The organism is Streptomyces netropsis (assembly GCF_014203545.1).
GTDB classification, from domain to species: domain Bacteria; phylum Actinomycetota; class Actinomycetes; order Streptomycetales; family Streptomycetaceae; genus Streptomyces; species Streptomyces netropsis.
Map to the genome: position 1 here is coordinate 42,158 of NZ_JACHJG010000008.1, position 19,243 is coordinate 61,400.

Annotated in this window: 20 protein-coding genes and 1 pseudogene; 9 read left to right on the top strand and 12 right to left on the bottom strand. The window is 70.4% G+C overall.

What is annotated here, in order from left to right:
• Window positions 1-55: 55 nt before the first annotated feature.
• Entirely contained in the window at window positions 56-679 is a 624-nt protein-coding gene (locus tag FHS38_RS19590) for a TetR/AcrR family transcriptional regulator (RefSeq protein WP_184735141.1), read from the top strand.
• A 316-nt stretch (window positions 680-995) separates the two neighbouring features.
• Here the strand turns inward: FHS38_RS19590 and FHS38_RS19595 are convergent, their stop codons facing one another.
• The 3 genes from FHS38_RS19595 to rox all read right to left on the bottom strand — a co-directional run bounded on the left by FHS38_RS19595 (window position 996) and on the right by rox (window position 4,663).
• Window positions 996-1,745 (bottom strand): dienelactone hydrolase family protein, encoded by a 750-nt coding sequence (locus tag FHS38_RS19595; RefSeq protein WP_184735143.1) that lies wholly within the window; start codon window positions 1,743-1,745, stop codon window positions 996-998.
• A gap of 126 nt (window positions 1,746-1,871) precedes the next feature.
• Window positions 1,872-2,783, bottom strand: a complete 912-nt coding sequence (locus tag FHS38_RS19600; RefSeq protein ID WP_184735145.1) for an aldo/keto reductase — start codon at window positions 2,781-2,783, stop codon at window positions 1,872-1,874.
• Window positions 2,784-3,235: 452 nt separating this feature from the next.
• Window positions 3,236-4,663 carry a rifampin monooxygenase gene (gene rox, locus FHS38_RS19605; protein ID WP_184735148.1) on the bottom strand — a complete coding sequence of 476 codons (1,428 nt, stop codon included), beginning with the start codon at window positions 4,661-4,663 and terminating at the stop codon, window positions 3,236-3,238.
• A 554-nt stretch (window positions 4,664-5,217) separates the two neighbouring features.
• On the opposite strand from rox, the gene FHS38_RS19610 reads away from it, so the two are divergent.
• Entirely contained in the window at window positions 5,218-5,655 is a 438-nt protein-coding gene (locus FHS38_RS19610; RefSeq protein WP_184735150.1) for a hypothetical protein, read from the top strand.
• A 168-nt stretch (window positions 5,656-5,823) separates the two neighbouring features.
• On the opposite strand, the gene FHS38_RS35485 is transcribed toward FHS38_RS19610, so the two are convergent.
• Window positions 5,824-6,087, bottom strand: a complete 264-nt coding sequence (locus FHS38_RS35485; protein ID WP_229822659.1) for an alpha/beta fold hydrolase — start codon at window positions 6,085-6,087, stop codon at window positions 5,824-5,826.
• A gap of 582 nt (window positions 6,088-6,669) precedes the next feature.
• Between FHS38_RS35485 and FHS38_RS19620 the strand changes: the two genes are divergently transcribed.
• A complete protein-coding gene (locus FHS38_RS19620) occupies window positions 6,670-7,134 on the top strand; it encodes a hypothetical protein (RefSeq protein ID WP_184735152.1) in 465 nt (154 codons plus the stop codon).
• A gap of 120 nt (window positions 7,135-7,254) precedes the next feature.
• On the top strand, window positions 7,255-9,591 hold the full coding sequence (gene secD, locus FHS38_RS19625; protein ID WP_184735154.1) for a protein translocase subunit SecD: 2,337 nt from the start codon (window positions 7,255-7,257) through the stop codon (window positions 9,589-9,591).
• A 77-nt stretch (window positions 9,592-9,668) separates the two neighbouring features.
• Here secD and FHS38_RS19630 read toward each other — a convergent pair whose 3' ends face one another.
• Window positions 9,669-10,577 carry a LysR family transcriptional regulator gene (locus FHS38_RS19630; protein ID WP_184735156.1) on the bottom strand — a complete coding sequence of 303 codons (909 nt, stop codon included), beginning with the start codon at window positions 10,575-10,577 and terminating at the stop codon, window positions 9,669-9,671.
• 107 nt (window positions 10,578-10,684) lie between these two features.
• Here FHS38_RS19630 and FHS38_RS19635 point away from each other — a divergent pair, with 107 nt between their 5' ends.
• Both FHS38_RS19635 and FHS38_RS19640 read left to right on the top strand, forming a co-directional pair.
• Entirely contained in the window at window positions 10,685-11,194 is a 510-nt protein-coding gene (locus tag FHS38_RS19635; RefSeq protein ID WP_184735158.1) for a VOC family protein, read from the top strand.
• 12 nt (window positions 11,195-11,206) lie between these two features.
• Entirely contained in the window at window positions 11,207-11,494 is a 288-nt protein-coding gene (locus FHS38_RS19640; RefSeq protein ID WP_184735160.1) for a hypothetical protein, read from the top strand.
• Between the two features lie 187 nt (window positions 11,495-11,681).
• On the opposite strand, the gene FHS38_RS19645 is transcribed toward FHS38_RS19640, so the two are convergent.
• From FHS38_RS19645 to FHS38_RS19660, 4 genes are all read right to left on the bottom strand, one after another.
• A complete protein-coding gene (locus FHS38_RS19645) occupies window positions 11,682-12,194 on the bottom strand; it encodes an imine reductase family protein (protein ID WP_184735161.1) in 513 nt (170 codons plus the stop codon).
• Window positions 12,195-12,409: 215 nt separating this feature from the next.
• Complete coding sequence (locus tag FHS38_RS19650; RefSeq protein WP_184735162.1) at window positions 12,410-12,577, bottom strand: NAD(P)-binding domain-containing protein; 168 nt, start codon at window positions 12,575-12,577, stop codon at window positions 12,410-12,412.
• 430 nt (window positions 12,578-13,007) lie between these two features.
• Window positions 13,008-13,439, bottom strand: a complete 432-nt coding sequence (locus tag FHS38_RS19655; RefSeq protein ID WP_184735164.1) for a nitroreductase family deazaflavin-dependent oxidoreductase — start codon at window positions 13,437-13,439, stop codon at window positions 13,008-13,010.
• Window positions 13,436-14,041 (bottom strand): NAD(P)-dependent oxidoreductase, encoded by a 606-nt coding sequence (locus tag FHS38_RS19660; protein ID WP_184735166.1) that lies wholly within the window; start codon window positions 14,039-14,041, stop codon window positions 13,436-13,438. Before FHS38_RS19660 ends, FHS38_RS19655 begins: the two co-directional genes overlap by 4 nt.
• 59 nt (window positions 14,042-14,100) lie before the next feature.
• Here FHS38_RS19660 and FHS38_RS19665 point away from each other — a divergent pair, with 59 nt between their 5' ends.
• A complete protein-coding gene (locus FHS38_RS19665; protein WP_221495179.1) occupies window positions 14,101-14,487 on the top strand; it encodes a winged helix-turn-helix transcriptional regulator in 387 nt (128 codons plus the stop codon).
• Between the two features lie 57 nt (window positions 14,488-14,544).
• Here FHS38_RS19665 and FHS38_RS19670 read toward each other — a convergent pair.
• A pseudogene (locus FHS38_RS19670) lies at window positions 14,545-15,498 on the bottom strand (barstar family protein).
• A 185-nt stretch (window positions 15,499-15,683) separates the two neighbouring features.
• Between FHS38_RS19670 and FHS38_RS19675 the strand changes: the two are divergent.
• Both FHS38_RS19675 and FHS38_RS19680 read left to right on the top strand, forming a co-directional pair.
• Window positions 15,684-16,214: a GNAT family N-acetyltransferase gene (locus FHS38_RS19675; RefSeq protein WP_184735168.1), complete on the top strand. Its 531-nt coding sequence runs from the start codon at window positions 15,684-15,686 to the stop codon at window positions 16,212-16,214.
• 298 nt (window positions 16,215-16,512) lie between these two features.
• Window positions 16,513-17,685, top strand: a complete 1,173-nt coding sequence (locus FHS38_RS19680; RefSeq protein ID WP_308433560.1) for a serine hydrolase domain-containing protein — start codon at window positions 16,513-16,515, stop codon at window positions 17,683-17,685.
• Window positions 17,686-17,801: 116 nt separating this feature from the next.
• Here the strand turns inward: FHS38_RS19680 and FHS38_RS19685 are convergent, their stop codons facing one another.
• Together FHS38_RS19685 and FHS38_RS19690 are read right to left on the bottom strand one after the other, a co-directional pair.
• Window positions 17,802-18,194 carry a hypothetical protein gene (locus FHS38_RS19685; RefSeq protein ID WP_184735170.1) on the bottom strand — a complete coding sequence of 131 codons (393 nt, stop codon included), beginning with the start codon at window positions 18,192-18,194 and terminating at the stop codon, window positions 17,802-17,804.
• Window positions 18,195-18,321: 127 nt separating this feature from the next.
• The gene (locus FHS38_RS19690) at window positions 18,322-18,669 is read right to left on the bottom strand and encodes a hypothetical protein (RefSeq protein WP_184735172.1); all 348 of its coding nucleotides are present in this window, start codon (window positions 18,667-18,669) and stop codon (window positions 18,322-18,324) included.
• Window positions 18,670-19,243 lie beyond the last annotated feature (574 nt).

The window sequence follows — 19,243 nt, forward strand, 5'->3', positions numbered from 1 at the left end:
GATTCACTATGATTGAGGGCCGGACCCCACGTCAAGCCTGAGAAGGAGCCCCCGGATGGGCGCACGCAAGGAGAAAGCCGCCGAGACGGAGGCGGCGCTGAAGGACGCGGCACGGCGGCTGTTCGCCGAGCGCGGCTATCTCGACACGAAGATCACCGACATCACCCGCGAGGCCGGGCGCGCCACCGGCTCCTTCTACGCCCACTTCGCGGACAAGAACGCCCTGCTCCAGGCCCTGCTGCAGGACCTGAACGCGCAGGGCGACACGGAGATCGGCGCGGACGGCCACCCGGCCGATCACGATCTGACAGACCCCGACCAACTGCGCGAACATCTGGCCGTCACCTGGCGGGTGATCCGCGACCACCTGCCGGTGGTCGTGGCCCTGATGCAGACGAACTTCGCCGGCCCGCCCGGCGAGGGTCGCGCATGGGCGAACCTGACCGGAGAGACGAGCACCCTTCGCGAGCACCTGGACTGGCTCCACCGGCGCGGCCACCAGCTCCCGGGCGACCCGGCGCTGGTCGCCGCAGCCATGGGGGCGATGGTTTCGATGTTGGGGTTCGCCGTCATCACCGCAGGGGAAGACGGCCCGCGGGCCACCGATGAGGAGATCGTCGACACCCTCACCTCCCTCCTGCTACACGGCCTGGCAGGACCGGCGTCGGGCGCGAGCTGACGCGTCCACGAGAGAGGGGCCGGCGGCGGGAAGGGAACGCTGAGCGCTGGGCCGTGAACCAGGCGGTGAGCACGACAGCGTGGTCTTCCCCGGTCAGGAACCCGCGCGCCCCACTACGCCGCCGCGCGCCTGGACTACACCTACCGCGAGGACCGTGCCGCCGTCGACAACCGGACGGCGGCACGGGAAACAGCCGCGGCCTCCGACGCGTACGCGTCGGTCAGCCGGGCGATGCCCCGGAGTGCCTGCCGGTCGGCGGCACCGAGGCCGGGACTCCGGAGCCGCGTACTTCAGGTGTGGTTTCCGAACCGGAGGCTCAGCTGTTGGTCAGGGCGCGGTCGAGGAGGGGGAGCAGACGGTCCCAGTGGCACTGCAGCGCGGAGGGGTTGAAGGCGTCGGTGTCGGACATGGTGAAACCGTGGATGGTGCCGGGGTAGATCTCGATGGTGTAGCCGACACCTGCGGCATCCAGGGCCTGGTCGAGCTCGCTGATGGTCTCGGGCGTCATGTCGTTCTCGGCGAGTCCGAGGTGGACTTGGGCGGTGAGCGCGGGGACGCGGCGGTGCGGGCTGTCGGGCGCGTCGGTGACCAAGAAGCCGGGGTGGAATCCGGCGACGGCCGCCACCTGGTCGGGGTGGGCCGTCGCGGTGCGCATCGCCAAGGCGGCACCTATGCAGTAGCCGATCACACCGACCGGCCCTGCGCTGACCTCGGGCTGGGCCGTGAGGAACCTGAGGTAGGCGTTGGCGTCGCGCAGGACACGTTCGGTGGTGTGCGCCTCGACCAAGGGCATCAGCCGGCCGATGACCTCGGGCCGGATCTCTTCTCCGATGTGCTCGGGAAGTTCGATCACCGGTGCCGGACCGTGCCGGTAGTAGAGGTTGGGGACGAGCACGTAGTACCCGTGCTCGGCCAGTTCGCGAGCCTTCTCCTCCAGCTCGGGCCGCACACCGAAGGCATCCGTGTACAGCAGCACCCCCGGGTGCCGCTCCCCACGGTCGGGGAAGGCGGCGAAAGCGTCGGCCTGGCCGTCCGTGGTGGGAATCTGCAGCGTCTTGGTGGGCATGGCGGATCTCCTCCTTTTCGTAGTCGATCATCAAGCAGGTCAGAAGTCGTCCGACACGGTGGCCACCGTCGCACTCGGACTTGACTCGTGGTGGGCCTTGGTCCGGAAAGGGGCCGGTGTCACCGTCTAACTCGCGCCGGCCGGCCGCAGTGAGGTGAGGTGTGCCATCTCCTCCTCCGAGAGCCGCAGCGCGTCGGCGGCCATGTTCTGCGCGAGGTGGTCCGGATCGCCGGTCCCCGGGATCGCCAGCACATGCGGCCCCTGGTGCAAGGTCCAGGCCAGGCGGACCTGCGCGACGGACACACCGTGCGCGCGGGCGACGGCGTGCACCGCCTCGCTGTCATGGGCTGCCGGACCGGTCTCACGCCCGGAACCGGCGATCGCGAAGAACGGGACGAAGGCGAGGCCGAGTTCACCGCAGAGCCGCAGGAGAGCCCGGTCCTCGCTCGACGCACCGAGCCCGTAGGGGTTCTGCACGCAGACCAACGGGGTGATGGCCAGGGCCTCGGCCAGCTGCTCGGACGTGACGTTGGAGACACCGAGGTGGCGGATCAGCCCGGCATCGCGCAGTTCGGCCAACGCGCCGAGGTACTCGCCGATCGAGCCGGCCCGTCGGCCCGGTGGCACGCGCAGGTTCACCACATCCAGGTGATCGCGGCCGAGTTGGCGCAGGTTCTCTTCCACCTGGCCGCGCAACTGCGCCGGTGTGGCCCACCACCACGCGCCCGAGGGGTCGCGGCCCGGCCAGACCTTGGTCGTGATGACCAGATCCTCCGGGTACGGCGCCAGCGCCCGGTTGATCAGCTCATTGGCCGAGCGCGTCGCCGAGAAGTAGAACGCGGCGGTGTCGATGTGGTTCACGCCGAGCTCGACCGCCCGCCGGAGCACGCCGATCGACTGCTCGCGGTCACGCGGCACGCCGTGGTCAAAGGGTGCGGTACCGGTCAGACGCATCGCGCCGAACCCGACGCGGTTGACGGTCAGATCACCGAGTTGCCACGTACTCGTGGCTGCTGCGGTGTTCGTCCGTGGGCTCATGAGATCTCCTCTTGCGGGCTAGGGACAGAGACCCGCGGTGCGTTCAGGTTGCTCGACGGGGCGAGTACCTTCGAAGCGGGTTCACCAGCGCCCGGGCAAACTGGCTCCGGGCATGAAAAAAGCCTCCTCGGCGGATCAGGATCCGCACCGAGAAGGCTCGTGTGTAGCAACACTTTAGCAGGTCAGTCAGGGCATCCGCCAGCGGGTCATCGGATAAGAGGCTTCGGGGCCGGCGGCCAGCAGTGAGCGTCGTACCGCCCGGGTCAGACCTGGTCGCCTGCGGCCACCGGCTCATCCACCACTCCCCCCGCGCCGCCCGGCTGGTTCGGACCCGTGCTCATCCACGCCTCCGGGTCCTACGGCGCGGCAGCCCTGCAGCGGGAGATACGGCGCCGGACCGCACCGAACTCGGCCGGAGATGGGTTCCACCCTTTCGAACCGCAACTGTGCCCTCAGCTGACGGCAGCGCCGAACCACTTGGGCAGACGGGTGAGCAGGTCCGCCTGATCGTCGCCGACCCAGACCACGTGGCCGTCCGGGCGCAGCAGCACGGCGGGGACGTCCAGTTCCTCGCTGACGTCGACGACGTGGTCGACCCGGTCCGCCCAGCCCTCCACCGAGAGCCGGCCGGTCTGGTCGAGCAGCAGCCCACGGCCGCCGCGCATCAGCTCGTAGAGACGACCCTGCTTCAGCTGCACATCCCGCAACCGCCGGCCGACCAGTTCGTGCCCCTCGCCGAAGTCGTAGCGGACCCCGACCGCAGTGATCATCTCGGTCACGTACCGGTTCACGACCTCGAATTCCAACAGCTCCGAGAACAGCTCCCGCAGCGTGGTCGCCCCCGGCTCGGTCCCCAACAGCGTGATCTGAGCACGGGTGTTGTCCAGCACGGCGGCGCCCACCGGGTGCCGTTCGGCGTGGTAGCTGTCCAGCAGGCCTTCCGGCGCCCAGCCGCCCACCTCGGCGGCCAGCTTCCAGCCGAGGTTGAACGCGTCCTGCACGCCGAGGTTGAGCCCCTGCCCGCCGACCGGCGGGTGGATGTGCGCCGCGTCGCCGGCCAGCAGCACCCGCCCAACCCGGTAGCGCTCGGCCTGCCGGGTGGCGTCGCCGAACCGGGACAGCCAGCGCGGCGAGTGCACGCCGAAGTCGGTGCCCGCGACCTCCCGCAGCCGCTGCTTGAACTCCTCGAGAGTCGGCCCGGTCGTGCGGTCCTCGGCCACGCCGTCGGCGGGCACGACAATGCGGCAGACGCCGTTCTCGTTGGGGATGACGCCGAACCGCAGTTGGGTCTTGCGTACTTCCTCGACGACGGCGGCAATCGTCGCCGGATCCTCGGTCACCTCCATGTCACCCAGCAGCGTCTCGACCGTGGCGGGTTCGCCGGGGAAGCCGACACCGAGCCGCTTGCGCACCACACTGTGGCCGCCGTCGCAGCCGACGACGTAGCGCGAGCGCAGCTGCGTGCCGTCCGCCAGCTCGACGCTCACCCCGTCCTCGTCCTGGCTCAGCCCGACCACCTCGCAGCCGCGCCGTATCTCGGTGCCGAGTTCGACGGCGCGCTCGCCCAGCACGCGCTCGGTGACCGGCTGCGGGGTGGTGAGGCCGTACGGGTGAGCCGTGTCCAACCGGTTCGGCCACGGCTTGAGGATGCCGCCGAAGAAACCGCCGACCTGGAACTTCTCACTGACCGCGAGGAATCGGTCCAGCAGGCCGCGCTGGTCCATCATCTCGACGCTGCGCACGTGCAGGCCCTGCCCGCGGGACTCAGCGGTCGGCTCGGTCAACTTCTCCAGCATGACCACGTGCACGCCGTGCAGCCGCAACTCGCCGGCCAGCATCAATCCGGTCGGCCCGCCGCCGACCACGATCACGTCAATCATCAAAACGCCCATTCCACGAGATTGAATTTCGGCCGGCTGCTCGGCGCGGTCCGGCGGCGTGTCACACCCGCGCCTCCGGGCCGCACCTTCGCGAGTCTTTCCCTTCCGCGGGTTCTGGCCTTGGCCGACAATTCTGCGACAAGACCGGGTCCTTGCCGCAAGCCCCCCGGTGCGCTATATGTTAGGAGTGGCAAGGAGTGGGCGACCTCCTTGCCTTTGCCATTTCTCGTCCGCTCTGGACGGACAAGCGCGTCCGAAGCAGTGACGCGCCGCGTATGGCCACGCCGGCGGTCCGGGAGGCGGACGAACTGTCGGACACGTCCGGGACAGCCGCTGAACAGGCCGGACATGGAGCGGCCTGTCCCGGACAGCCCGGGCCGTTGCATCCGGTCAGGCCACACAGCAGGCTGCGAGCAACCGAGGCGATCGAGCCGGCATGCGATGAGGTAGACCGTATCCCTCCAAGTCGGACGCTTCTGCGGCTTGCACGAAGCCGATTCTTCTGAGCTCGTGCGCCTTGGTGACATCGCAGCCACCCCACAGCAACTCGGGTAATGACGAAAGGCAGGCCTGTGAAAATTCCACGCACGCTGGCGGTCACCGTGCCGCTGCTGGTATCGGTCACTCTCATGACCGCGACCCCGGCCTCCGCCGCCTCGTACAGCGGAGGAAACGCATACGCTCGCGGCGGCATCGCGAACGTGACCTCCACGTACATGGGTGGCGGAATCTACGATCTGTCACTTCAGAGCCCCATCGCCACCGATCTGAAGAAGAAAGACGGCTGGCGCCCGATCCTGAAGGTCATGTGGAAGGACTACACCGCAGGAAATCCGACCAAGGAGAGGACCCTCGGGTTCGGTGTTGACAACGGCGAGACCGCCTACTTCGCAGACACCTCGATCGCCACGAAGTACCCGAATTCTGTGACGTTCAAGGTCTGCGGCCTGAAGGCCGGCGCCCGAAAGTGCGCGAGTCTCAGCAAGAGGTGACAGGATCACCACGGGCAGACGGCCTTCTCACAAGCCATTTCATCGCTGGGGCGCCGAACGCTCCGTCACCTGGCTGGGGTCGTGGTGAGCACCTGCGTTTCCGAGCGGGCCCATGAACTGCTGCCGAAGGCGCCACGCGTGGGCCCTGATCCCAGCCGAGTGTCCTGCTCACTCGATCTCGTCCAGGAACGGGACGATCGCATCGATGAAGTGCTCGTTCCGATCGCCGACCACCATGTGCCCCGCGTCGGCCACATCGACGCGCCGCGCGTGGGAAACCCTGTCACAGAACTGCTCGGCGATGTCTTCGCGCACCATGTCGCTGATCCTGCCGCGGACGAGCAGGATCGGCGCGTCGGCGTGGCGCGCGGCGGCGAGGAGACGCTCCGCCATGCCGGGCGGGTCCATCCGGCCCTCGAAGCTGTCCAGCATCCGGGGGTCCCAGTGCCAGACCCAGCGATCGCCGTGGCGTCGCAGGTTCTTCCGCATCCCCTCAGGGCCGTCCGGCCATGAGGGGATGCGGCAGGAGGGGGGGAGACCGCCGCGGCCGCTTCCCCGACGCTGGCGAATCCGTCCGGCCGGCGGCGCATGAACTCGACGATCCGGCGGGCTCCGCGGGGATCCGGTCGATGGGCGACGTCGACAAACGTGGCCGTGCGCCGGCCGTCATACCGTGGCTCGGGTCCGCAGCGGCGCAGCAGCTGGTCGCGGTAGGGGTCCGCAGCCGCCGCGGCGAGCGCGACGTCCAGCGCGAACAGGGCACGCGCGAGGAACCGGTCGTCGTCGATCAGGGTGGCGACCCACTGGTGCAGCGCACCGACGCACGAGGTGCCGACAACGGTATTTCGAACGCGGTGACTCCACACCGCCCTCCCGCCACGCCGCACACGCGGCCGTCGGCTCGTTGTCGCCTGGGAGCCCGGCGGCATCGGAGGTTAGGGTGAGTCGGGGCTTGCCGTGGGGCCGGCCGACCCGGGCACGGACGTGCACGGGGCCGAGGTGACGGGAGGCCGGGTGAGCGACCGCGTACGCCGGGCGCCGTCAGCCGCCGTCGCCACGGCCCTGGCCGGGCTGTGGGCCTTGCTTCTCGTGCTCCTGGCCGGCTCGGCGGCCGCTCCGACAGCGGCCGCCGCCACGTCGCCGCCAGGATCCACCGCATCGGTCGGCACCTCGGTCCCGTCCCCGTCCACCGCCCCGGTGGCCGGCCTGAACGGCCGCGTGCAGACCCGGATCGAGCCGACCGATACCCATCCGGCGGTGAACGACCGCTCCCGGGTCTCGACACCGGACGCGCACGCGGTCGTCCACAGCCAGCGACCGCACGGCCTCCCGGTCATGACGCAGGGCCCGGTCACCGGGCCCCTGCGGCTCCCGCTCCGGGCCGGCGAGATCGTCGGGCCGCGGCAGGAGCGCGCGCCGCCCCCGGCGGTCCTCACTTCACGCCGCACACGCGGTCCTCCCTTCGTACGGAGCAGCTGACACCCCGAGACGTCGGCCGCCCCGCTCTCCGGCATGCCCGCACGCCTTGGCGCGCGATAGCCGCCAGGAGCATCTGCGGCGCCGGCGTCCCTCTTCCGTACGCCGTGAAGTGGAGAATCCATGTCACCCCGCGCCCCGCTGTGGCGTGCGCTGATCGCGCTCGCCGTCGTCGCCGCGTCCTTGTACTTCGCCCTGACCACCCCCGCCCGCCTCGGCCTCGACCTGCGCGGCGGCACCCACATCGTGTTGGAGACACGGGACTCGCCCGGCACCCGCGCCGACTCCACCGCCACCGACCGGGCCCTGGAGGTGCTGCGCCAGCGAGTCGACGCGCTCGGAGTGGCGGAACCGTCGCTCACGCGCTCCGGCGAGCGACGCGTCATCGTCGAACTGCCCGGTGTCCACGACCCCCGGGAGGCCGTCGAGGTCATCGGACGCACCGCCCAGCTCTCGTTCCACCCGGTCCTCGCGTCCGCCGGCTCCAAGGAAGGGGCCGGTGACGGCGGGAGGGCCCCGGACACCCGGACCCTGCCCGATCCCGACACCCCGGGGCGCCTCCTGCACCTCGGCTCCCCCGCCTTGACCGGCCGTGACGTGAAGGACGCCAAGGCCGTCCTGGACACGCAGTCGGGCAACGGCTGGACGGTCGCGCTGTCCTTCCGTGGTAGCGGGGAGAAGGCCTGGGCCCGCGTCACCGGTGCCGCCGCCTGCGCAGCACCGGGCGACGCCTCCCGGCGTGTGGCCATCGTCCTCGACGACCGCGTCGTCTCGGCCCCGGCGATGCAGCAGAGCGTGCCGTGCCGTACCGGGATCGGCGGCGGCAGCGCACAGATCAGCGGCGGTTTCGGTGCCGCCGAGGCCCGTGAACTGGCCGCGCTCGTCAAGGGGGGTGCGCTGCCGGTACCGGTCGAGGTCGTCGAGCAGCGCACCGTCGGCCCGACACTCGGGGCCGAGGCGATCCGTGCCAGCGCCGGTGCGGCGGTCATCGGTCTCATCGGCACGGCGCTGTTCGTCATCGCCGTCTACCGGCTGCTCGGTGTGCTGGCCACCGTCGCGCTGGCGCTGTACGGGCTGATCTCGTACGCGGCCCTGGTGGCTCTCGGCGCCACTCTCACCCTGCCGGGGCTGGCCGGTTTCGTGCTGACCATCGGCATGGCCGTCGACGCCAACGTCCTGGTCTTCGAACGGACCCGGGAGGAGTACGCGCGGCTCCCTCTGCGCCGACAGGGGCCGGCGGACCTCCGCAAGCCGTTGCACAAGGGTTTCGGCAAGGCGTGGAGCGCCGTCGTCGACTCCAACGTCACCACTCTTCTCGCCGCCGGGCTGCTGTTCTTCTTCGCGACGGGCCCGGTGAAGGGATTCGGTGTGACTCTGTCGGTCGGTGTCGCGGCCTCCATGGTCTCCGCCCTTGTCATCACCCGTGTCCTCGCGGACTGGGCGCTGCAGCGGGACGGGGTCCGGCGGCGGCCGGGACTGGCCGGTGTGGCCTCGGGGGGCCGCGTGCGTGCCTTCCTCGCACGGCGCGCACCCCGCCCGATGCGGCGTCGCCGCACCTGGCTGGCCGTCAGCGGGGGGCTGCTGGCACTCGCCGTCGCCGGCATCGGGCTGCGCGGTCTGCACCTGGGCGTCGAATTCACCGGCGGCCGCCTCGTCGAGTACGCCACGAGCCGTCCGCTGGACGTCGAGAAGGCACGTGCCGCCGTCGGCGAGGCCGGCTTCCCGCGCGCAGTCGTGCAGAAGGCGGGCGACGGGGACATCGTCGTCCGCACCGGCGGCACGACGGACGACGACCAGCGGCGCATCCGTACGTCCTTGGAGGCGCACGGCGGCACGGTCACGGTCGAACGCGACGAGCGCATCGGGCCCGCCCTGGGCAGTGAGCTGCGTGGCAAGGCCCTCATCGCGCTGGGTGCGGCGGTCGCCGCCCAGCTCGTCTATCTCAGCGTCCGGTTCCGCTGGACGTTCGCCACGGCGGCGGTCGGGGCCATGGTGCAGGACGTGCTGCTGGTCGTCGGATTGTTCGCCTGGCTGGGCAAGCCCGTCGACAGCGTCTTCCTCGCGGCGCTCCTGACCGTCATCGGATACTCCGTCAACGACACGGTGGTCGTCTTCGACCGCGTCCGGGAGATGCGACGGTCCCGCGGCCGACAGCCCGGAGCGCCGGGCCGTGCCTCGCTGACGTCCGTCGTCGACGACGCGATCCTCCAGACGCTGCCGCGGACGGTCAACACGGGCATGGGCGTTCTGTTCGTCCTCGCCGCGCTCACGGTCCTGGGCGGCGACTCCCTGGCCGACTTCTCGCTGGCGCTGCTCGCCGGCGTCCTGTTCGGCATGGCCTCGACCGTACTGACGGCCGCGCCGATCGCCGTGACCCTGGAGGGCCGCAGCCCCGGCCCGGTGCCGGTACGCACCCGTCCGGGCGCGCGGTCGCGGCGGGATTCGGGCGCGGTGGTCTGAGCGGGACCCGAGCGTCCGCCGGACAGCCCCGGATCATCATGGCCGGGCCGACGAGTGACCTGATGGATGAGGCTCGCCTAGGAGAGTTGCCCGGCAAGGTGCTCGGGCATCAGACAGGCATGGTGACGGGCGGTCGTGACGAACTCGGCGATGAGGGGGTGGGGCGCGGTGCGGGTGAAGACGGCGAGGGGGCGGCGCCGGCGTGGGGTGAGACGCAGGACGGTGCCGGGGAAGTCGGGGGTGAGGATGTTGGCGGGGACGAGGGCGACGCCGAGTCCGGCGGCGACGAGGCGGGGGACGGCGGCGGTCTGGGTGGAGCGGATCGCGGCGTGGGGGGTGAACCCGGCCTCGGCGCAGAGCTGTTCGACGGACTGGGCCAGGCCGTGCGAGCTTCCGTACTGGACCCAGCGGCGGTCGGACAGCTCCGCCAGGCGCACGGTCTTGCGCTTGGCCAAGGGGTCTCCGGGCGGGGCGAGGGCGACGAACTCCTCCGCCCCCAAAGGGTGGTGGGGGCCGTCCCAGCCCTCGGGCAGCGGGCCGATGGCCACGTCGGCGGTGGCGTCGGTCATGGCGCGGGCAAAGGAGTCGAGGTTGGCGTACTCGTGCAGCACCACATCGATGTGGGGGTGCTGCCGGTGCCAGGCTGCCAGGACGGAGGGGAGCACGCCCAGGGCCACGCTCAGGACTGCGGCGAGGTGCAGTTCGCCGTGGACCATCCCGGCCACGGCGCGGGCGGCGCCGGTGGCCCGCTCGGCGCCGGACAGGGCATGGCGGGCGCCAGGGAGGAAGGCGCGGCCGGCGGGGGTGAGGTGGGCGCCGCGGGGGGTGCGCTCGAGCAGTGAGGTGCCGACCGTGCGCTCCAGGCTCTTGAGCTGCTGGGAGAGGGTGGGCTGGGAGACGCGCAGGTGGGCGGCGGCGTCGGTGATGGAGCCGGTCTCGACGACGGCCAGGAGGTATTCGAGCTGCCGGAGGGTCGCTGCTGACATAGCTCCATGCTATGGGGTTGTGTGAAATTTCGTCTTTGCGCTATGGCGGCCGGGTTCCTAATGTCGAACGCGAACCAAACGACCGAACGGGATGAAGGGGAACCCCCGTGTCCACCCGGCTCCACCGTGGCTTCGACCACTTCGCTCTGCGTGCCGCCGACTTCGACGCCACCGTCCGCTTCTACACCGAGGCCCTCGGCTTCACGGTCGCCTACGAATGGACTTCCCCCGGCACCGTCGGCCGCTCCGCGTTCCTGGACGCGGGCAACGGCTCCTGCCTGGAACTGTTCGACGCGCCCACCAGCGTGCCCGGCGGCCCCGCCCACCCCGACCTCACGGCCCCGGCGCCGACCGACGCCGAGCGGGCCGCACACAACGCGCTCCTGCACATCGCACTGCGCACCGACGACGTGGATGCCGCCTACGCGCACGCCCTGACGCACGGCGCCCGCGCCATGCAAGCCCCCGCCGACCTGCCGCAGACCGGCCTGAACGGGCATACGGACAGCCGAATCCGGCTCGCATTCGTCTACGGCCTGGACAGCGAGGTCATCGAGCTCATCCAGCGCGACGACTTCGTCACCGCCGCCGGTAGCCCCGCCGCATCCGACCGTTAGGACCCCACCCGCATGCCGCCGCTCGCCCTCGCATCCGACCAGGAGATTCCCACACCGCCGGCGAAGGGGCCGCTCAACGGCCTGGCCACCCTCGCCCTCGCCTACGGCACCATCTCCATCGTCGGAGCCTTCGCCCCACCGGTTCGTGACATCACCGGCACCGTCCCCGTCCCTGCCCTGATCCTGGGCGCCACCGGATGGGCAAACGCCCACCGCATGAACAGCGCCGGACGCAAGCAGGCCATGGCGGGTATGGCCACCGGCTTGACCGGCCTGATCCTGACCCTCATCACGCGCTGACCCTGTACCGGACCGGGCCGTGGCGGGCTGGAGGGCGACTGCGTCCAGGTACCCTCACCGCCGGGGTTCAGAAACAGGCACTTGTCTTGTCGTTCAACGTCCGGCAACCGCGTCCTGTGGGCGCGCATATGTCGTCAACTGGGACCAGCAGCGTCTTCGTTCGGCAGACAGCGTCGTCCACCCGTACTCACTGCTTCCTGAAGTGCTCGATCAGACGCGAGTAGCTGTCATTGGCGTGGCCGTCTTCCACGGCCTTGTTCACGAGGCCGAGGGTGTAGCCGGGGAATGCGACGTCGATGTTCCGGGCCCCGCTCTCGCGGACCAGGTCCTCGACCGAGGGCCGGTGGTGCTGGAGCGCTCCGTACGGCGTCGCGTACTCACCACGGTCGACCTCGTCGGCGATCATCGGGAAGGACGCCAGGAGTGCGGCAACGGACGGGCCGGCGTCGTCGAGGAACCGCTTCACCTCGATGCCCTCGCTGGACAGCAGAGCGGCCGCGTGCAGGAATCCGTTGAGCGCGCCCCACATAGTGCCGTGCACGGCCATCCCGTACAGGGCCGGCACGCCAGGGTCGGCCGAGATCAGCGTTCCCCGGCCACCGATGAGCTGGAGCGTTGGATGGAAGTGGTTGAACACGGCGTGGGAACCGCCGTAGAAAATCACCGTCTCCGCTCCCCCGATGCCCGGAGCGATCGTCATGATCTGCCCATGGAGATACTGCGCGCCCTGGTCCCTGCCCCACTCGGCCACGGCCCTGGCCTCTGCAGATGTCCCATCCGTGAGGTTGAGCACGGAGCGGCCGGAAAGCGCGTCGCCCGACGATTCCAGAACCGCGCGGGCTGTCCGCATTGCCCTTCACACTGACGACCACAAGAGGACTGGCGGCAACGGCGTCGCGGACAGTCGCGGACCGCTCAGCCCCCCCTGGCGACCAGGGGGTCGGCCCGCTCCGACGTACCGTTCCACACCGTGGTCGGGTGCCCGCCATCGAGGAAGGCGCCGGCGAGTGCGAAACCCATCTCGCCCAGACCGATCACGGTCACGGCCGACTGGGCATCGGTTCGTTCTGAGGCAGTGTTCATCGACGTCTCTCCCCGGTTGTAGTGGTCCAGCCCGTCCAGGGCCGCCACTGGTGCTACGCGAAACGTCACGCTGGAACCTGAACCGAAGTTGAGGTCAAAGGGGATCTGCGGCCGTGTGCTCACCGCCCTGGGAGAAACCGGCCGAGCCGAACACACTGACACCCGCCCGCGTCCGCAGGGGTTCAGAACCCCTTGGTGAGCGGATAGCCGATGCCGTGGGAGGAGGCGATACGGGTGGAGACGGATGAGATGTTGATGATCCGTTTCGAGTCCCCGCCGCAGACAGCCCCGCGCCGCGTCCGGATCACCGGCCGGAAGGACCCGCCCTCCCACTCGCGCGAGCCCGCCTACCGGAGCTTCATCGCTCCCTCCCCCATCCCCTCGACGCTTCGACCGAAGTCCCAGCGCCTACTGAAGTCCGGCTGAACCGTCAGTCCGTCGGCCCCACAGGGGTGACCAGGACCAGGGGAATCTCCCGTGTCGTCGCGGTGCGGTAGGCCGCGTACGAGGGCATCACGGCCACCACCGTCGGCCACAGGCGGGCCGACTCCACTGCCGTGGCCGGCCGGGCCGTCGCGGTGAAGGTGGCCGCGCCGACCTGGAGGGTGACCTCCGGGGTGGCCAACAGGTTCAGGTACCAGGCCGGGTGGCGGGCCGCGCCCGCGTTGGATGCCGTCAGGACGTACGCGTCCCCGTCCCGGACGTACGCCAGCGCCGTACGGCGCAGCAGGCCGGACTTGCGGCCCCGGGTGGTAAGGAGCAGGTCGGCCACCCCGGGGCGAGGGCGGCCGCCGGTCTCCTCGAAGCGGCGGATGTGATCGGCGACCCAGGGCGTCGGGTTGTCGTGGATCATGTCGGTCATGCGGCAGACACTCCGGCGTGCGTCCGGTGCAGGGTCCGGACCTCGACCTCGTCCAGCAGTGCGCGGGCGAAGTCCGCGGTCGTGATCCGGCTGTCGGCGGTGGCGGGGGCGAGCACATACCCGCCCGTGGGCTCGCCCTCGTGGTCGAAGTCCCCCGCCGGGCTCAATACCACCCAGTCGAGCGCCTCAGGCGCGGCCGCTCGCAGCGCGTCGGCGCCGGCGCCGTGGCCGACATAGAACTCCCGCCACTCCTGCGGGTACCCCGGGGTGTCCATCAGCAAATTCCCGGACGCGGTGGGCAGTACGGACGCCAGCCCGACCGACACCAGCCGCTTCACCCCGGCCGCCGGGAGCCCCTCCGTGAGGGCATGGGCGACGGCGGGGAAGAACTCCCCGGGGCGCGCCCCGGGGTCGTACACGGCGACGATCGCCGCGTCGTGCCCTGCGGCGAGCCGCGCCACGACCGCCGGGTCCGTCACCTCACCGTCGGCCCGCCCGGCCTCCGTGACTTCGTGGCCACGCCGTCGGGCCTCCGCCACGGCCGCCTGGCCGACCCGGCCGCCCGCCCCGAACACGATGATCCTGCTGCTCTTCGTTTCCATGGTCAGGAGCGTAGGCCGAGGGCTGGTTTCCCATTGGATACCGCCTTACGGTGTAGGTCATGACGAAGACTCAGTCCGGACGGGCCCCACTGGATCCGGAAATGTTCGACCCGGTCTGCCCGTCCCCGCTGGTGCCGTTCCGCGTGGGCGACAAGTGGGCCACGTTGATCCTGCGCTGTTTGCAAGACGGTCCGCGCCGGTTCTCGGAGCTCAGGGTCCCCTTGCGCGGTGTCACGGCCAAGTCGCTGACCCAGTCACTGCGCGGGCTGGAACGGGACGGATTCGTCGTACGGGAGGAGTACGAGGGTCGTCGCGTCGAATACGCCCTGACCCCGCTCGGCCGGGGCCTGCTGGTCCCGCTGGACACGGCCTGCGAATGGACGCGGGAGCATTGGGACGAGCTGATCGACGCGCAAGAGGCGGGCCTTTCGGCCACTGATCATTAATCAGCCATCCATAGGATCCGGCCCCGGCGTAGGTGTCGAGGCGAGGTGGATCCCGGCTCACGCCAGGGTGACCTGCATCCCGCCCTTGGCCAGGACATCGAGCACCTCGGCGATCAGGTCGTACGGTCGGCCGTCCGGCGTCAGGACGCGGGGCAGGTGCTCGCGCGCGGTCGCGGCGTCCCGCCGGAGCAGGGTTGCGGGGGCGGTGTAGCCGAAGGTGCCGCGCAGACAGTCGGTGAGAGCGTCCAGGCAGCCACCGAAGTAGCCGCCCGGCCCGTTCACCGCCTCGCCGAGCGCCAGATAGAGACCCGGGACGTCGGTTATGTGCCGGCCGTCGAGCTCGTGCCCATGACCGGTCGGCCGGTCATGGCGTGCGCGCCGACAACCTCTCTCCCGGGCGAGATCCAACCAGGCCCCGCGCTGCCGGGTGTCGAGTCCTGCCCAAGCGCCGGGGGTCCCCCCACAGCAACCGCTCGGCAAGCGGCTCGCCCCGCTCGTCCCGTATCTCCAGGACCGACTCCTCCAGCTCCAGCGCCCGCCGGGTCCCCGTCATCAGAGCCCGCTGCAGCTCCTCACCCTGGACAAGTCCTCGCAGGACGAGCGGGGGGGGACCCGCTCGGGCGGCAGGACCCGAGCGAATTCCCGGCAGGATCCCAACCAGCGGTGCCCGTCGCGCAGTCGGACAGGACCTCGGTGGCCCTCGGGCGGACCCTCTTAGTCGTCCATGCCGGTGAACACGAGACCGTCCGTCCCGGGGTGCCGTCCGAGGCTCTCCGCGTCTTCCAGGAGCCAGGGATCGAGCGTCCCGTCTTCCGGCACCAACCACACCTGGCTGCCGGCCCAACCGCGCGCCTCGGCTCCTTCCGGAACCCAGCCGAACAGTTCGTACGTCCCACGCCGAGGCTCCCCGAACAGCCCCTCCACCTCGGGGCAGACGCCCCACACACGGCCGTGCTCCGTCTCGGTCAGCGTGTACCGGGCCCGCCCGCGATGGTCCTCGTCCTCATGCACGGTGAGAATCTTGCCTGAACCAGGAGTGGGCGGTGGAGCTGAGCCTTCGCAGTCAGTCACACGTCGCCGTAGTGTGGTGGCACCCGGCGATACGGGCGCAAGGCTTCGCTCCAGGAGGGTGGGTGATGTCCGCGCAGACAAAATAGTTTGCCGACGTGGATGTCGCGTGGGTAGCGTCGCCGTCCGTGACCCCGACTCTGCGCACCGAGCGCCTGCTCCTGGAGCCGTACATCCCCGAGGACGAAGAGGGCTTCGTCGCTCTGTTCCAGGACACCAGGGTGTCGCAGTGGATGGGTGACGGCCCTGCTTCCGAAGCATCGGACCGGGCCCTGTTCGGGCGGATCTTCACGAAGGTCTACGCCCAGAACCTGTTCGATGTCTGGGCCGTTCGTCGCGACGGACTCCTGGTCGGACATGCCGAGATCAAGCCGACCGACGTCGTCGGAGGTCACGAGATCATCTACGCTCTGGCGCCGACGGCATGGGGGGTCGGCCTGGGGACCGAGCTGGCAGAGGCCATCGTTGCCTATGGCTTCGACGCCCTCGGATTGACCGAGGTGCATGCCACCGTGGCCGCAACGAACGAGGCCTCGCTGACCCTGCTGGACAGAATCGGTTTCGAGCATGTCCAGGACATCAAAGAGGAAGACGGCAGCACCACCCGCGTGTTGACCCGCCGTCTGGCTGCGACCGACAAGTCGCCCCTCGCACGGTAGCGAGCAAACCACTGCCTGTGCGCCTCCCGCGGGTGGCCGGGCAGGCAGCGTGGGCCCGGGATGGGTGAGTCGGGGCGAACGTGGTCTTCGGCTCTGCGCGGGTGTTGCGCCGACAGGGCGGCACCGCCATCGCGGCGTGGGCATTCGTTCTCGCCACCTACCCCATCGGCTGGGCGCACCGGGGGGTAGCCCTACCTGGAGCCGGGCGGGTAGCAGGATCGCCCCGGGCCGTCGGGTACGGACATGCTGGGACCGGCATTCAGCGCTGGTTTCCCAATGATTCCGTAGGAGTTGGCTCGTGCGTGAGCAGGCATGGCAGAGGTTCCGTTCTCCCCAGCGGCGGGCCGGTCGGCGCAGAGCCGTGCCGGCCGCGGCCGCGGTGGCCGTCGCCGTAGTGACGATGGGCGCCCTGACGCCGCCCGCGGCGTCCGCTGCCGCCAGGCCGGACACCGTCCAGCAGCGCCTGAACGCGCTGGTGAACTCCGATGGCCTGCCCGCCGCGCTGGCCGGTGTCCAGGACCGTGAGGGCCACACCAGTAACTACACCGCAGGGGTCGGCGACCTGGCCACCGGCTCGAAGGTGCCCGACGACGGTCAGGTGCGGATCGGCAGCAACACCAAGACGTTCACCGCGGTGGTCGTGCTGCAGCTGGTCGGTGAAGGGAAGATCGGCCTCGACGTCCCGGTCGACACCTATCTGCCGGGCCTCGTACGCGGGGAAGGGATCGACGGGAGCCGCATCACCGTCCGTCACCTCCTGCAGCAGACCAGCGGATTGCCCAACTACAGCAACTACCTCGGGGACGACGTCCGCTACTTCGAACCCCGCGAGCTCGTCGACATCGCTCTCCGGCACAAGTCCCGCTTCGACCCCGGGAAGAAGTGGGAGTACAGCAACACGAACTACGTGCTGGCCGGCCTGATCGTCGAGAAGGTCACCGGCCGCCCCCTCGCCGAGGAGATGGACCGGCGCATCATCAAGCGCATCGGGCTGCGCCACACCTACTTCCCCGCCCCCGGTGACGCGACCATCCGAGAGCCCCATCCCAAGGGCTACTACCGGGAATCGGCCGGCGCGCCTCTGCACGACATCACGGAAATCGACCCCTCCTGGGGCTGGGCGGCAGGTCAGCTGATCTCCACCAACTCCGACCTCAACCGGTTCTTCACCGCGCTCCTGACCGGCCGCCTCCTCCCGGAGGCCCAGCTCACCCAGATGCGCAGCGCCACCCGCCCCGCTGAGAAGACCTTCGGACCCGGCGCCCGCTACGGACTGGGGCTCGTGAGCATGCCGCTGCCGTGCGGCGACGGCGTCTACTGGGGCCACGGTGGTAGCTTCCCGGGATACGAGACCCGGGGTGGGGTCACCACTGACGGTCGCGCCGCCAACGTCGCGGTGACCATGCAGCTGACCGACGAGGCGGCCAGGAAGCGTGTCGACCGTGTCGTGCACGCGGCCCTGTGCCGCTGAACCACGCCTCCTGGGGGCCGTCCGGCGGGCCGGGTAGCGCTTGCCGGCCTTTCGAGGCGCCTGCTCGCGTGCGTCGGCGGCGTGCTGATGAGCACGGCACGTGCGGGTCCGCGATGTCACCTCTCGCCCGTCGGCCGGCCCGGATTCGCGCCGTCACGCGGCCGGCCACCCTCATGGGCACCGCGGTCGGCCACCGCGTGGCCCGCCCCGCGTCCGTCCGCGCGGGCCACGATCAGGCCGTCGTGGGCCCGGATCGCGACCTCGGTGGAGTCGTCGACCGGGTCCCAGCCGATGGCTGCGGGGACCGTGCCGGTGTCGTCGAAGACGATACGTGGTCGCTGTAGTTCCTCGGGCGCGACCACCCGACGTAGGCAGGCGATGAGATCGATGATCCGGAGTCTGGCCAGGCGGCCGGTCTCGGCGGGGTCGCCGGTCACGACGACGAACGTCAGCTTGTCGCCCGGCCGCGCCGAGCGCATCGCCTCCTCGGCCGCGGACAGGCGTCCCACGCCCAGCACGACCACCACGCCGTCGTCGACGAGGTCGACCCGGCGGCCGGTGATCTCGTCGCGGAGTTCGCGGGGGGCCGTCCATGTGTCTTGCGTCGGCGCCGGTGGTCGGTTCGGCGATGCCGCCCTACCGTCGGTCGTTCACGCCCCGTCCGCTTCCCGCTGCGGTCCGGGCGGTCGGGTCGTCGGTGAGGTCGCGTCGTCCCACGCAGAACGTGGGCGGGTTGACGTCGTGCATCTGCAGCGAGAAGTAGATCTTCCGCCGTAGGCCGGATCCCGGCCGCCAGGAGACGTAGTTGTGAACGCCGGTGCCCGCGTCGAGCGGGCGGTGCGCCACGTCGGTCAGGAACCGTTCGTAACGTCGCGCGGCGCGGGGCTGCGCGGCGAGGAACCGGCGCATCCGGCCCCGGATGAGGGCGGCGTTCGAGGCGTAGGTCCACAGCGGCACGTGGAGCGTGGCCCGTGTCCGGTCCACGAAGGGCTCTGCCCCCGGATCGGCAGCGAATTGAAGGCTTCAACGAGGCCGATCGGCGGCAACCGAGGCGAACTGTACGCCGGGGTCTCCTGACGCCCCCGGAGATCACTCCTCTGCATCTGACCCCAGAGCGGCCTGAGTTGGCCGATGCCCATCGGAAGCGACGCTTCGGATGGGCATCGGAGGAGATGCCTCGGACGAACTCCGCCTCGATCCCGGTCGAGCCGCGATGGGGACGCCTCCCTCCATCTCGGAGCCAGGCACATCAAGGCCTCCAGGACACCCAGCCCTGGAGGCTTCGCCTACACGGCGTCCCTGCCGTTGCGCGAAATGCACAGGCCCAGCCCCGCACCCGTCACCGGTCCGCACCGCTTCGGCACGAGCCGCACGGACGGCCACCAGGCGGTGACAGCGACTGATGCGCCGCGAAGGGCTGCGGCTCCTGACGGGGTGAAAACGCTGCCTTTAGCCCATCGGGCTGCTCCCTGTCGTCTGCCCTACGCGATGCAGATCGACTGCTCCCCACTACGGAGTGCGCTGTCCACCCAGATGGACCAGCCGCCCGGTGAGTTGG

Excerpts from the sequence above, each read along its gene's own strand:
- FHS38_RS19655 (WP_184735164.1), bottom strand. The coding sequence starts at position 13,439 with ATGACCGACATGATCCACGACAACCCGACGCCCTGGGTCGCCGATCAC.
- FHS38_RS19650 (WP_184735162.1), bottom strand. The coding sequence starts at position 12,577 with ATGAACACTGCCTCAGAACGAACCGATGCCCAGTCGGCCGTGACCGTG.
- secD (WP_184735154.1), top strand. The coding sequence starts at position 7,255 with ATGTCACCCCGCGCCCCGCTGTGGCGTGCGCTGATCGCGCTCGCCGTC.
- FHS38_RS19645 (WP_184735161.1), bottom strand. The coding sequence starts at position 12,194 with ATGACGATCGCTCCGGGCATCGGGGGAGCGGAGACGGTGATTTTCTAC.
- FHS38_RS19660 (WP_184735166.1), bottom strand. The coding sequence starts at position 14,041 with ATGGAAACGAAGAGCAGCAGGATCATCGTGTTCGGGGCGGGCGGCCGG.
- FHS38_RS19610 (WP_184735150.1), top strand. The coding sequence starts at position 5,218 with ATGACGAAAGGCAGGCCTGTGAAAATTCCACGCACGCTGGCGGTCACC.
- FHS38_RS19600 (WP_184735145.1), bottom strand. The coding sequence starts at position 2,783 with ATGAGCCCACGGACGAACACCGCAGCAGCCACGAGTACGTGGCAACTC.
- FHS38_RS19665 (WP_221495179.1), top strand. The coding sequence starts at position 14,101 with ATGACGAAGACTCAGTCCGGACGGGCCCCACTGGATCCGGAAATGTTC.
- FHS38_RS19630 (WP_184735156.1), bottom strand. The coding sequence starts at position 10,577 with ATGTCAGCAGCGACCCTCCGGCAGCTCGAATACCTCCTGGCCGTCGTC.
- FHS38_RS19590 (WP_184735141.1), top strand. The coding sequence starts at position 56 with ATGGGCGCACGCAAGGAGAAAGCCGCCGAGACGGAGGCGGCGCTGAAG.
- FHS38_RS19595 (WP_184735143.1), bottom strand. The coding sequence starts at position 1,745 with ATGCCCACCAAGACGCTGCAGATTCCCACCACGGACGGCCAGGCCGAC.
- rox (WP_184735148.1), bottom strand. The coding sequence starts at position 4,663 with ATGATTGACGTGATCGTGGTCGGCGGCGGGCCGACCGGATTGATGCTG.
- FHS38_RS19640 (WP_184735160.1), top strand. The coding sequence starts at position 11,207 with ATGCCGCCGCTCGCCCTCGCATCCGACCAGGAGATTCCCACACCGCCG.
- FHS38_RS35485 (WP_229822659.1), bottom strand. The coding sequence starts at position 6,087 with ATGCTGGACAGCTTCGAGGGCCGGATGGACCCGCCCGGCATGGCGGAG.